Origin of the sequence: Streptomyces sp. NBC_01497 (assembly GCF_036250695.1) — a bacterium.
GTDB lineage: Bacteria > Actinomycetota > Actinomycetes > Streptomycetales > Streptomycetaceae > Streptomyces.
Genome location: NZ_CP109427.1, coordinates 4,632,025 through 4,645,118 on the forward strand (window position 1 = coordinate 4,632,025; position 13,094 = coordinate 4,645,118).

General features: G+C 74.4%; 8 protein-coding genes. All 8 read left to right on the plus strand.

Translation table 11 applies throughout. The annotated features are described in order from the left end of the window. Window position 1 precedes the first annotated feature (1 nt). The 8 genes from OG310_RS19725 to OG310_RS19760 all read left to right on the plus strand — a co-directional run bounded on the left by OG310_RS19725 (window position 2) and on the right by OG310_RS19760 (window position 13,034). Entirely contained in the window at window positions 2-2,719 is a 2,718-nt protein-coding gene (locus OG310_RS19725; RefSeq protein WP_329457199.1) for a hypothetical protein, read from the plus strand. Next, complete coding sequence (locus OG310_RS19730; RefSeq protein ID WP_329457200.1) at window positions 2,644-3,360, plus strand: hypothetical protein; 717 nt, start codon at window positions 2,644-2,646, stop codon at window positions 3,358-3,360. The genes OG310_RS19725 and OG310_RS19730 overlap by 76 nt, the downstream gene beginning before the upstream one ends. Then, the gene (locus tag OG310_RS19735; RefSeq protein WP_329457201.1) at window positions 3,357-6,926 is read left to right on the plus strand and encodes a right-handed parallel beta-helix repeat-containing protein; all 3,570 of its coding nucleotides are present in this window, start codon (window positions 3,357-3,359) and stop codon (window positions 6,924-6,926) included. Before OG310_RS19730 ends, OG310_RS19735 begins: the two co-directional genes overlap by 4 nt. Before the next feature lie 102 nt (window positions 6,927-7,028). Continuing rightward, window positions 7,029-7,376, plus strand: a complete 348-nt coding sequence (locus tag OG310_RS19740) for a WXG100 family type VII secretion target (protein WP_329457202.1) — start codon at window positions 7,029-7,031, stop codon at window positions 7,374-7,376. 109 nt (window positions 7,377-7,485) lie between these two features. After that, entirely contained in the window at window positions 7,486-7,776 is a 291-nt protein-coding gene (locus OG310_RS19745) for a WXG100 family type VII secretion target (RefSeq protein WP_329457203.1), read from the plus strand. Window positions 7,777-7,849: 73 nt separating this feature from the next. After that, a complete protein-coding gene (locus OG310_RS19750) occupies window positions 7,850-8,437 on the plus strand; it encodes a hypothetical protein (protein ID WP_329457204.1) in 588 nt (195 codons plus the stop codon). A gap of 152 nt (window positions 8,438-8,589) precedes the next feature. After that, complete coding sequence (locus tag OG310_RS19755; RefSeq protein WP_329457205.1) at window positions 8,590-12,612, plus strand: WXG100 family type VII secretion target; 4,023 nt, start codon at window positions 8,590-8,592, stop codon at window positions 12,610-12,612. Beyond that, a complete protein-coding gene (locus OG310_RS19760; protein ID WP_329457206.1) occupies window positions 12,609-13,034 on the plus strand; it encodes a YbaB/EbfC family nucleoid-associated protein in 426 nt (141 codons plus the stop codon). Before OG310_RS19755 ends, OG310_RS19760 begins: the two co-directional genes overlap by 4 nt. The last annotated feature ends 60 nt before the right edge of the window (window positions 13,035-13,094 follow it).

The following is a 13,094-nucleotide window of genomic DNA, read 5'->3' on the forward strand; positions in this document are numbered from 1 at the left end:
CGTGCACATCGGGCTCAAGCCACCCCGCCTGCTCGGCGGTCCTCTCCAGACGAGGCCCGCCGGTCACGCGCTGCTGCTCCACCCCAAGGGCGAGCCCGACCCGCGCGCGGTCGCGTTCGCCTCCGGGCTGGCCGCCGACACCCAGCACACGCTGGCCGTCGTCGACCTGCCGTCCGGCACGGTGGAGGCGGAGTGGGAGTCCGTCGCGAAAACACTCTCCGGCCGTACCGGGAGCCTGCGGATCGTCTTTGCGCGCCCCACCACGGCACGGGAGTCCCGGGCCATGGGGCAGCGGCTCGCCGACCGCCTGGACCGGACGGTCGTCACGCCCGACGGCGAGGTCGTGCCGACCGTGGACGGCGGCCTGTTCATCCCCAGCGACCGGGGCATCGGCTGGCTCGCGTACCGCCCGGGGCGCGGCCCGCAGCGCGACTCGCAACGGTTCCCGAAGCCGCCGTGGGAGTTCTCCACGTTCAGCCGCCCCTGGGAGACCAGCGCCGACGGCACCGTCGAGCCGCTGCCGAGCGGTGTGTGGGTACGCGGCGCGGGCCCCGGCCACAGCGCGCGCGGCCGCAAGTGGCTGATGGAGAGCCTGCCGTGCCACCCTGACATCCTGACGGTGGTGCTGGGCACGCCGGGCGGCCCCGCGGTGCCGCTCGTGGACGTGGCGCGGTTCTGGGAGACGGTGCTGCCTTCGGTGCGCTCACGGGTGCGGTTCGTGCACTACGGGCCCGTGTCGACACCCGAGGGGCGTGCGTACGGGCAGGAGATCGCCGACCGGCTGGGACAGCAGGTCGTCGTGTACGCGGGCATGCCCGTGGAGACCCGGACGAGTCTCGAAGCGCCTGCCGTCATCGCCCTGCACAAGGAAGGGACGGCCGAATCCCGGCCCTTCGCCAGCGAGTTGATGTACTTCCCACGGCACAACCCGGCAGCGCGCCCGGCGCCTCCCGCGCTGTTCGGCGTGCGCCGTCCGTTGGATGGCGTCCCCGAGATCACCCCGGGCGTGTACGAGTACGCCGCCGACGCCGTCCTGGAGGTCGTGCAGAGCGGCCTGTGGATGCGCCCGAACAACGAACCCGCCGACGCCGACGACGTACGGTGCGTCCCGGCGGGCCCGGGACGGCTGGCGATCCTCTACGACCGGAGCACGCCGACGACGGCCGCGCGCATGAAGGCGCTCGCCGAGGACATGCTGTGGCGGCTCGACCCGGCGACCCGCGTGACCTTCCAGGTCGCGCCCGCCGACGACCCGTGGGGCGCGTTCGGTTACGCGGACGACGAGGTGTGGTCGGTGGCAGCCGCCACCGAGAGCGCGCCCGCCCAGGCCCCGGTGTCCACCGCCGTGCGCGGCCGGGCCGGTGGCCGCGCCGAGGCGGCGCTGCAGCCCGACGCCGCCCCCGTCGCCGAAGCGGACGCGGAGCAGGCCGCAGGCGCCCAGCAGGGCGCGGCGGGCCCGGACATGGCGTCCAAGCTCGCCGGGGCACGGCTCTCGCGGGCCCGCAAGGGCCGCACCCGGGGCCGGGCCGACGCGGCGGCCGAGGCCGCCCCGCCGAGGCCCGAGACGGAGACAGCGGCGGACCCGACCGCGCGGGGAGCCGCCCGCGAGAACGACCAGGAGGGGCGCGAGAGCAGCGCCCCCGGCGCGCGGGCGGTGCCGGGCGGACTGGCGTCCGAGGGGCCCGCCGTGGCTCCGGCAGCGGACCCCGCCGCCGAAGAGGCCGCCGCCGCTCACGCCGTGGCGGGCGCGGCGCAGGCCACCTCGGCCCCGCCGGTCGCGGCCCCGCCGGCGGAGCAACCTCCGCTCGCCGCCCCGCCGGTGTTCCCGCCCCCGCCCGGCTCACCCGACTCGTTCACCGCCTCGGGCCGCCCCGCCCCCGGCGCGCCCGGTACGGGCGCCTCGCCCGTGTCGCCGCCCCCGCCGCCGCCCATGTCGCTGCGGGCCCTCGCGGGTCTCGGCGGCCCGGGCGCCCCCGCCGCGCCGCTCCCGCCCGTCGTGGTGCCGCCCGTCGTCACGGCGCGGCCGCCCGCCGCGCCGGTGGCGCCGGCCCCGCCCGCGCCGGCCCCGGCCGCGCCGCTGCCTCCTGCCGTGGTGCCGCCCGCCGCGCCGCTGCCGCCCGCGCCGGCGCCGGCCGTTCCCGCGCCGGCCGCCGCGCCGCTGCCGCCGGTGCCCGTGGGCCCGGGCCCGACGGCCGGGCCCGGTCCCGCCGCGCCGCCCGTTCCGGCTGTTCCGGCCGTTCCCGCTGTTCCGGATGCCGGGCCCGCCGAACCGACCGCGCCGACGCAGGCCCCGGCGGCCGCGCCCGCGCGGCCGAGCGCACCGCGGATCCGGCTGGAGTCCGGGGCGCCGGCCCCGGCGCCCGCGGCCCCGCCCGTGCCCGTGGCGCCCGTGCCCGCACCCGAGGCCGACGGAACGGGGCCCGCGCCCGTGCCCATGGGCGCCCCCGGGCCGCCCCCGACGCCCAGGCGCCGGCCGCCGCGGCCGCGCCCGTGCAGCAGCGGGCCGCCGTACGCGTGCAGCCCGTGCCCAAGGCGGCGGCCTGCGCCGCGCCGGGCGACCGCGAGGTCGGCAAGGAACGCGACTGGGTGCGGCGCACGTTCAGCTCCCAGTACAACGCCGTCGCCGGATCCGTCTCGCGCGTCATGTCCGAATCCCCCGGCCTGCGCGGCGCCTCGCGCGCCGACGCGGCCGAGGCGCTCACCGACCTCGTCGCCGTGAAGCTGTACCTGTCGGGCGACAGCGGCCAGGTCGACCGCGCCGTACGGTCCGCGACCGTCGGGCCGCACGTACCGCTCGCCCGCTGTGTGGCGTCCGGCCTGCGACGACTGCCCTCCTACCGGGGGCCCGCCCTGCTGCGGATCTCCGCGAGCGCCGCGGAGCGCGCGTGGTTCCGGGAGGGCAGGCTCGTCACCGAGTGGGGGTTCTGCGCTGCCCGCACCAACGTGGCGGCCGCCGGCGCCGGCGACACCGACTTCCTCGTGTGGTCGATGACGGCCCGAAGGACCGTCCTGGTCGATCCGGCGCGCTCGGACCAGATCATCTTCGTACCCGGCACCAGCTTCAAGGTGCTGCGCGGCGTGGACGGGGACAGCGGGCGGCCCACCGTGCTGCTGCGGGAGCTGCTGCCGTCCGAGATCGGGGAGGACGGCCGCGTCGACGTGGCGCGGGTCCCCCTGGACGAAATAGCGCTCGCCGGGCTCGAACAGGCCGTCGAGGTCGTGGAGAGCACCGCGAAGGCCGAGGCGAAGTCGGGCACGTCCGCCGAGCCCGCCGAGGCTGTGCCGGGCAGCGGCTGGCCCCCGGGTCTTGTCTCCGGCCGCAAGGAGTCGTCCGTACGCAACGAGGGAGCGAAGCCGTGAGCCGGCAAGTCCTGTTGGTCTCAGCGGACCGACCCGGTGCGCACCGGTCCATCGCGCAGGCCCTGGCCGACGCCACCGACGGGGCGCTGATCACCCTCGCGGCGGGCCGTTACGAGGAGGCCCTGCACATCACCCGGCCGGTCAGCCTCGTCGCGGAGGGCCGCAGCGGGGTGGAGATCCACTCGTCGGCGGGTACGACAGTCGTCGTGGATGCCGAAGTACAGCTGTCCGGGCTGGTGTTGTCGGGAACCGACCCCGAGGCGCCGGTCCTCGACGTACGGCGCGGGCAGGCGGCCCTCGACGGCTGCTCCCTCTCCGGCGGGGCCTGGGCGGCGGTGCTGGCCTGGCAGGACGGTGTGCTGGCGCTGCGCGGCTGCCGGGTCACCAACGCGCAGGGCGCCGGCGTCGTCGTGACGTCCGCCGGCGCGAACGTGCTGGAGGGCTCCGAGATCACCGACGTCGGCTCGTCGGCGGTGGTGATCGCCGAGGCGGGCCGTCTCACGGTGCGCGAGTGCGTCCTGACCAACGCGCGCGGCAACGGCGTGTGCGTCAACGGCCGTGCCACGGCGGTGATCGAGGCCACCCGTATCGACGGCAGCGGCAAGCCCGCGCTCGCCGTCGAGCAGCAGGCCACGGCCGAACTGCGCAAGGTCGCGGTGAGCGGCAGCGCCGCGCTCGACGCGTACCTCACGAGCACCGGCGAGACGGTCCTCGCCGACTGCACCTTCACCGGTTCCGGCGGGCAGGCCGTGCACATCACCGGCGGCGCCGCACCGCTGCTGCGCGGCTGCACCGTGAACGGCGCGGCGTCCAGCGGCATCCAGGTGACGGGCGCGTCGCGGCCCCGCCTGGAGGAGTGTGCCGTCATCGGGTCCCCGGTCGGGGTGGCGGTGGAGGCGCGCAGCGAGGCGACGTTCACCGCGCTGACCGTACGGGACGCGAGTGGTGCGGCCCTGCAGCTCACCGACGCCGCAGCGGCCCGTGTGGAGGGCCTGACGGTCTCCGGTGGGTCGGGCGCGGGCGTGGTGGCGAGCGGCGCGTCGACCCTGTCGGTGCGTACGGGCGAGATCACGGCGGGCGGGGCGGCCGTGCGGCTCGACGAGAAGTCCGAGGGCACCCTGACGAACGTACGGCTGCGGTCGGCGGGCAGTGGGCGGGGCAGCGGCGGCCAGGGCATCGAGCTGGCGGGCGGCGCGTCCGCGGTACTGGAGTCGAGCGCGCTGCTGGAGTGCGGGGCACTCGTCGGCGCGGAAGCGGAACTGACGGCTCGGGAGAGCGAGTTCACGGGTTCCGACACGGACGGCGTGCGGGTCGTGAACGGCGGTGCGCTGACCGCCGTCGGCTGCCGGGTGACCGGTGCGCGCGGGCACGGCCTGAACATCCAGGCGTCGTCCCGGGCGGAACTGTCCCACTGCGCGGTCTTCGACAACGCGGGCGACGGCGTCCGCTGCAACACCGAGGAGACCGTCACCGTCCACGACTGCGAGATCCGCGACAACGGCGGCCGGCCGGTGCACCAGCTCACGGCGGGCCCGCACGTCTCGGTGGAGCGGCTGGACACCGGTGGCGCGGAGGCTTCGGACCCGGCCGGCTCCGGCAAGGGCGGGGCCACCGCCGAGGCCGGGGCGGGTGCGGGCGCGCCCGCCGAGCAGGAGTGGGACGGCGGCCGGGCCGGCGCCCACCACACCGGTACCGGACCGCTCTCCGAACTCGACGCGCTGGTGGGCCTGGAGAGCGTCAAGAAGGAAGTCACCGGCCTGATCAACCTGAACAAGATGACGCAGCGGCGCATGGAGATGGGCCTGCCCATGCCGCCGATGAGCCGTCACCTCGTGTTCGCCGGGCCGCCGGGAACCGGCAAGACCACGGTGGCGCGTCTGTACGGCGCGGTCCTCGCCGAGCTGGGCATCCTCAGCCAGGGCCACATCGTGGAGGTGGCGCGGGCCGACCTGGTGGCGCAGATCATCGGCGGGACGGCCATCAAGACGCAGGAGGTCTTCAACAAGGCGCTCGGCGGCGTGCTGTTCATCGACGAGGCGTACACGCTGACCAACCAGTCCAAGGGCACAGGGCCCGACTTCGGCCAGGAGGCCGTCGAGACCCTGATGAAGATGATGGAGGACCACCGCGACGAGGTCGTCGTCATCGTCGCCGGGTACTCCGAGCAGATGGACCAGTTCCTCGCGTCCAACCCGGGCATGGCCTCGCGGTTCGCGCGCACCGTCGAGTTCCCGAACTACACGCCCGAGGAACTGGTCACCATCGTGCGGGGCCTGTGCGCCAAGCACTACTACGAGATGACCGAGGACGCCCTCGCGGCGCTCACGCAGTACTTCGTGGAGATCCCGAAGACGTCGACGTTCGGTAACGGACGCGTCGCCCGGCAGATCTTCGAGCAGATGATCAGCAACCAGGCGTCCCGGCTCGCGATGGACCCGCCGCGCGACGACGCCGCCCTGAGCATGCTGGACGCCGCCGACACCGGCTTCGACCTGGACGACATGGCCGACGACGGCGACGGCGACGCGGCCGGGGGCACCGGCGGTGGCCCGGGCAAGGGCCGTACGCCGAGGCCGCGCGCCGACAGTCCCGGCATCCGCAAGCTCGCCGCGCTGACCGGCCAGGACGCCACGCGTGAGGCGCTGCGGGTCCGGCTGGACACCCTCGTACGCCTCAAGCAGCGGCGCGAGCGCGGCGCCGGACTCGCCAACGTCGTCCTGGAGGCACCGCCGGGCACCGGACGGCGCGCACTGGCCCGGCTGTACGGGCGCAGCCTTGCCGAACTGGGGCTCATCACGACCGGAGCCGTGCACCACTTCGCTCTCGCCTCGGTGCCGGTGCGGTGGGCCGAACAGCCCAGGTTCGTGCTCGCGGCGGCCTTCGAGGAGGCGGCGGGCGGCGTGCTGGTGCCCGAGATCGATCCGGCGTTCGACCGGCGCGCCGAGCCCGAACGGGTCGCCGTACTCGACGCGTTGGCGCGTGCCATCGCCGCGGTCCCCGAGACCCCGGTGGTCCTGCTCGGCAGACCCCCGCACCTGATGGACCTGATGCGGGAACGCATCGACCTGGCCCAGGCGTTCGCCGCGTACCTGCCGCTGGAGGCGTACACGCCGGAGCAGGTGAGGCAGTTGGTGGAACGGCGGCTCACCTCGCTGGGCTTCCGGCTCGCACCCGAGGCGGGGGAGGCCATGACGGCCCGCTTCACCCGGCAGGCCCCGGCCGGCGGCGCCTACGGGGCCCACCGGCTCGCCGACCGGCTCGCGGCCCTCGCCAGGACCCGCACCATCACACCGGACGACCTGGAGCGCGCGACAGCGCCGAGCGCGGCGGCACAGCAGGCGTCGAACGGGGCGGCACAGCAGGCGTCGAACGGGGCGGCACAGCGGGCTCCGGACAGGGCACCGAAAGCCACCCCGCCGGCCAACCCGCCCGCAGGCACGTCCGGTTCGCCCGGCGGGCCGCCCGCCGCGTCCGGGACCGCCGACGGCGTCCCCCCACAGACCACTGCCGGCCCGGCGGACGCGCCGTCCCGGCAGGAGGACACCCCACCCCTGGTACGCACCTGATGAGGGCCGCGCACCGCACGGACCCGTGGGGTCCCCGCATACCGCAGGAAGCAGCGGCCGTTATCGCGGACCGGGCTCCTGCCTACCCCGAGAGGAAACAAGGTGGCGAACAACACCGCTGTCGATCTTGACGGAATGAAGGCTGCCCAGGGCACCTTCCAGACCGCGCTCGACGAGACCACCAGCTCGTACTCGCAGATGGACGGCCAGATCGAGGGCCTGCGGTCCTCCTGGACCGGCCAGGCCTCCACCATCTACGGCAGCGCGATGGAGAAGTGGCTGGAGGACTTCAACGTCGTCAACAACGCGCTCCGCACGATGCTGGAGAAGCTCCAGTCCAACACCGGTGTGTACGCCAACACGCACGAGGACACCCAGCAGCAGGCCAACCAGGTCCAGCAGCTGATCTCGTCGGGCAACTTCTCCGGCCTGGCGGGCTTCCCCTCCTGACCCGCGGGGTGCGCACCGCGGCCTCGCGGCGCGCACCCTCCCGTGCCGGACACCCGGCCGCGCACCACCTCGTCCCCCTACCCGTCACGTTCCCCAACCAGGAGCCACAGTGACCACGTACACCGTCCAGATGGAGCAGGTCGACTACATCGTCGGCGAGATGCAGGCCATCACCCAGAAGATCCAGGGCACGCTGCAGAACCTCGACAACCAGTCGAAGATGAACCTGGCCGAGTGGACCAGCGACGCCCAGCAGACCTACTACGAGGTCAAGGCCAAGTGGGACTCCGCTGCCGCCGACATGCAGAACATGGCCACCCAGGCCACCCAGATGCTCGGCAACATCAACCAGTCCTACAGCGACGGCGAGCGCCAGGGCGTCAACCTCTGGCAGGGCTGACGGGCTCCGGCGACACCAGCCGGGACCCGGCAGATCCGACAGGCCTCTGACAGGCTTTTCGAAGGGCTGAGTCATGACTTACGGAACACTCGACGGCACGTTGCCGCCCCCGCCTCCGCCGCCGAAGCACGAACCGCAGGAGTGGGACGGCACTTCGGGCCTCGGCGCGGGGCACGGGACGTACACCAACTCGAACCCGTTCAACGCGCCGCCCGTCCCGAGCAAGGGCGGAAGCGGCAAGGGCACGTCGGTCGACACACCGTCCATGAAGGTGTTCGCCGACAACATCGACCTGCTGCTGTCGCCGTTGCAGAAGGCATCCGACGCGCTGACCCCGGTCACCGTCGCGTCGGGAGCCTTCTACCACGCCAACCAGATCCGCACGAAGGTGACGGGGACGAACGGCGACGACGGGATCAAGGCGCAGTACATCAAGGTGCTCTCCGACCTCACCAACGGTCTCACCGACCTGCGGGAGGGCGTCAAGACGCTGGCGGCGAAGTACAAGACGATCGACGACGCCAACGGCATGAAGTCGAAGGACCTGACCGACGCCATGGACACGGTCACCGACGACTTCAACGGAATGATGACCGACAACGGTGGTACCGGGGCGGTCAGCACGCCCGGTCTGACGCCCCCCGGTGGCCAGGGGGCCTGAGGGCCTGAGTCTGAAGTCCTCCCGCCCGTCGGCCGCCCGTCGTCGCTCCGGCCCCCGTCAGGGGGCGGGGCGCGCGGCGCGGCCGGCGGCGCGGGGGGCCCGGGGCGGCGAGGGCCGCGCGGCGCGGGTGTCGACAGGAGAGTGTGAGCGGAATGGGTGACACGGACTACAACGGCGGCGGGTTCCACGACAGCGACGACGGCGTCTTCGGCGATCCCGGCCAAGGCGGCGGATCGGTCTCGGACTACGACAACTGGGACTGGAAGCAGATCATGGCGGCCATCAATGGCATGTCCGCCGGCACCGACAGCTCGTCCAACGAATCCCATGCGAAATCCGTGTCCGACCCGCAGACCCTGCAGGACGCCGCGAACGCCTTCTACCAGGTGCAGATGACCCTCACGGGGATCTCGAAGGCACTCAGCGACCAGGCGAAGGCACTCGCCGGTGACGACGGCCCCTGGAAGGGGGACGCCGCCGACGCCTTCCACGACATGATGCAGACGTTCTCCAAGCAGGTGCAGTCCAACGCCGACGTGCTGGGCGGTGGTTCGGGTGGTGGCCACTCCGTGCCGCAGCAGCTCGCCGACAACGCGGTCAACCTCGTGAACGCCCAGAACAAGATCGTCGACATCGACAACTGGTACGCGAACCAGGCCGTGCTCATGGGTGTGACGCCCATGGACAACGGCCTCATCCCGATCAGCCAGAAGCCCGAGCTGGTCAAGATGATGTCCGAGGACATGCGGGCCGTCCTCAAGAGCCTCGCCGGTGAGTACCAGGTCACCATCGACTCCGTGCACTCGCCGTCCGGCGTCACCTCACCGACCGGCAACCCGAACGGCACCGGCAACCCGAACACCGACGGGCCGGACATCAACATCCCCGACAACGGCCCGCAGAACTACAACGCCCCGCCGCCGCCCGACTACAAGGCACCCGACCTGAGCGGGATGGGCTTCCCCGGCGGGACCGGCACCGGCGGGCCGAGCAACTTCAACCCCAGCGGCGCGGCGGCCTTCGACCCCAACGGGCTGAAGATGAACACCGCCAACCCCTCCCCGTTCAGCGGCGGCACGGGTACGGGAGGCAGCGGGGCGAACTTCCCGAACCTCGCCGCGTTCCCGGGCGGAACCGATACCGGCGGGTCGGACACCCTCGACCCCAACGCGCTGGACAACCTGCTCAACCCGAACGCCAGCTCCTTCCCCGGCTCGACCGACGTCGGCGCGGGCGACGGACTCGGCTCGGGCGACGGAATTCCCGCGTTCAGTCCATCCGCGTTCGGCGGCAGCCCGGGCACGGGCGGGACAGGGAACCTCCCCAAGACCAACTTCGCGACCAACCCGGACGCCTTCAACGAGGACCTGCCGGCCGAGGACTTTCCCGGCGAGCTGGGCGTCGGCGGCGCCACGTCGGGCCTCGGCGACGGCCTCGGCGACGGCCTGGGCTCCCCGGCCGCCTTCCCCGGCGGTACGTCGACGGAGTCCGGCCTGCCCTCGTCCCTCAGCGGCGCCGACGGCCTCAAGAACGCCGCGCTCCACACGGGTGGACCGGCCTCGGACTTCGCGGCGCCGTTCACCGGCGGTACGGACGTGAGCAGCGGCACCGGCGGCATGCCGATGGGCGGCATGGGTGGCGGGATGGGCGGCGGCGCCGGTCAGCCCGGTACGGGCAGCGGTGAACGCTCCGACGCCTCCGCGCTGCTCGACCCGAGCGGAAAGCCGTGGACGGGTGATCCGAGCGTCGGCGAGGACGTCGGCTCCGACCTCGGTGCCGGTGCCGGCGGCGAGGGCCTCGACCTGCCGGGCGCGGGGGTACGCGCCTTCGGTGGCGGCCTGGGTACGGACGGCGAGGGCGTCCCGGCCGGCGGCATGCCGATGGGCGGCATGGGCGGCGGTATGGGCGGCGGCGCGGGTCAGCCCGGTTCGGGCAGCGGCGAACGCTCGGACGCTTCGGCTCTGCTGGACCCGAGTGCCGAGCCGTGGACGGGCGACTCGTCCGTGGACGGCGACGTCGGCTCGGAGTTCGGTGCCGGTGCGGGCGGTGAGGGTCTCGACCTGCCGGGTGCGGGTGTTCGTGATTTCGCCGGTGGTCTGGGTACGGACGGCGAGGGTGTGCCGGCCGGCGGTATGCCGATGATGCCCGGCATGGGCGGCGGGATGGGCGGTGGCGCGGGTCAGCCCGGTTCGGGCAGCGAGGAACGTTCCGACGCGTCGGCGCTGCTGGATCCCAGTGCCGAGCCGTGGACGGGCGACTCGTCCGTGGACGGCGACGTCGGCTCCGACCTCGGCACCGACGCCGGTGGCGAGGGCCTGCAGGGCGAGGAACTCGGCCTGCCGGACGAGACGTTGGCGGCGGGCGTGCCCGGCGAGGGCGTCCCGATGATGCCCGGCATGGGCGGCGGTATGGGCAGTGGCGCCGGTCAGCCCGGTACGGGCAGCGGCGAACGCTCCGACGCCTCCGCGCTGCTCGAACCGAGCGCCGATGCCTGGGCGGGCGAGCTGGAAGGCGACGACGAGGTCGGCTCCGAGAGCGGCACGGCGGCCGGCACGCGCACCGCGTTCGCCTCTCAGAGCGCGGAGGCGGCGGGCGAAGCCGCCGAGGGCGTCCCGTACATGCCGGGTGTGGGCGCGGACGGCGGGGCGTCCGGCGCGGCCGTCGGCGACGCGGGCGAACAGTCCGAGGCGTCGGCGCTGCTGGAGCCGAACGCCGACCCGTGGAGCGCGGCACCGGACGCCGACGAGGAGTTGGCCACCGCAGGCACGCCCGCGGGCGGCGAGGGACTGACCGCGCCGGCCGCGGTCGCGGCCACCGCCGCCGTCGCGGGTGTGACGGCGGCCGCGGTCGCGGCCACACCCGCGGCAGCCGGGCCCGGCACCGGAGCGCCGGCCGCCGGGGGGCCGACGGCCGCCCCGGCCACCGGGGGCACGGCCGCGGCCCCGGGCCAGGTCGCGCACGCGACCACCACCCACCACGACCCGTCGGCCCCGCTCGGCGGCGACGACTCGGAGTGGACGTCGGAGCTGGGCCTCCCGGACGGGCCGGGCACATCCGGCGCGTTCGGTGCGTCGGGCGGCCAGGACGCGGGGCAGCCCGCCCTTGGGGGCACCGCTGCGGCCCTGGCCGGCGTCGGAGCCGTTCCGGTTCCCGGCGCGGGCGCCTCCACCGCCTCTGCGGGCGGTTCGGGTTCCGGTTCCGGGTCCGCCTCGGGCAGCACGGGCCGTACGGCGGCCGGCTCGCAGGCCGCGGACGGCGGACAGCAGTACGGCGCGTCCGGCACGGCCGGAGACGGCCAGGCGCAGGACGGCCAGGCACAGGACGGGCACGGTCACCACGGTCAGGGGCAGGACGGTCAGGCATCCGGGGGACACGCGCACCACGACGCGCGCCGTCCCGACGGCCTGATCCTCGTGGGCCTGCCGGGCGGACTCCCCGGCCGCGCCAAGGACGACGACGAGGGCGACGAGGAAGGCAAGGGACGGACACCAGCGGACGGCGGCGGCGACGATCCGCCCGCGGGCGACGACCCGGAGGAGCCCGAGGACTTCGACACCGAACTCGCGGACGGCCCGGACGGTGACGACCCCGACGGCGGCGGTCCGGACGGCACCGACCCGTACGGCGACGACCCCGACGACCGGGTCGCTGTCCTGCGCCGCTCCGAAGAGGAGGAGGTCCTGGAGGAGGACACCGCCGCGTGGGACGCCGAGGGCGAGAGCTTCACCCCGCAGCTCTGGTCCGTTCCCGCCGAGGACGGGCCCGAGGCACGCACCCCCGGCTACGCGAAGGCGGACGAGGGCACGTGGGGCGACACGGCCGGACCGGCGGCCGCCGGTGCCGTGATCGAGGACGAGCCCGCGCTCACGGCCTGGAAGCCCAGCCGGGCCGCTACCGCCGGCGGTTCGGGTACGTCCGCCGGTGCGAAGAGCACGGCGAGGACCCCGGGCTCCGGGACGGTCAGCGCGCAGGTGTACCGCTCGTCCGGCGCGGTGCAGGAGCCGCCCGCGGAGCCCGAGGAGGAGCCCCAGGCGCCGGCCGGCTCCGGCAGGAGCAGGGCCGACAAGGACAAGGACAAGGACGAGGAGGAGCCCGAGAAGGGCATCGCCGACCTGCTCGTACAGGACCAGGGCACGTGGGGCGCACCGCCCGCGGACATGGGAGTCATCGGATGACATCGCCGTACGACCAGCAGATCGAGGACCTCCTCCAGCAGTACCGCACACAGCGCGAGGAGGCCGTCGAGACGCGTCGCCGCATCAACGAGATCACCGGCACCGCGACCGCGCCGCGCCAGGTGGTCAAGGTGACGGTGGGCGCGCAGGGTGAGGTCACCGCGATCGAGTTCCCGACCGGCACCTACCGCAGGCTGCCGCCGAAGGAGTTGGCGGACCAGCTCCTCTCGACGATCCAGCAGGCCAGGGCCGACGCGTTGGAGAAGGTCGGCGACCTGATGGCGGGGCAGCTGCCGGACGGTGTCACGATGGGGGGACTGCTGCGGGGCGAGGTCGACCCGTCGCGGCTGCTGGCCGAGGACCCGACGATGCCGGATTCGGTACGGGAGTACGTCGACAACGGCCGCCCGGAGGGAGCATGACCCGGGCGCGCCGGACGGCGCGGACGAGGCACGTGACGCACGCCGTTCGAGGAGGCTGTG

What these genes read in the sequence shown, in the direction of transcription:
- OG310_RS19730 (WP_329457200.1), top strand. Translation starts at nt 2,644, where the DNA reads ATGTCCGAATCCCCCGGCCTGCGCGGCGCCTCGCGCGCCGACGCGGCC.
- OG310_RS19755 (WP_329457205.1), top strand. Translation starts at nt 8,590, where the DNA reads ATGGGTGACACGGACTACAACGGCGGCGGGTTCCACGACAGCGACGAC.
- OG310_RS19750 (WP_329457204.1), top strand. Translation starts at nt 7,850, where the DNA reads ATGACTTACGGAACACTCGACGGCACGTTGCCGCCCCCGCCTCCGCCG.
- OG310_RS19760 (WP_329457206.1), top strand. Translation starts at nt 12,609, where the DNA reads ATGACATCGCCGTACGACCAGCAGATCGAGGACCTCCTCCAGCAGTAC.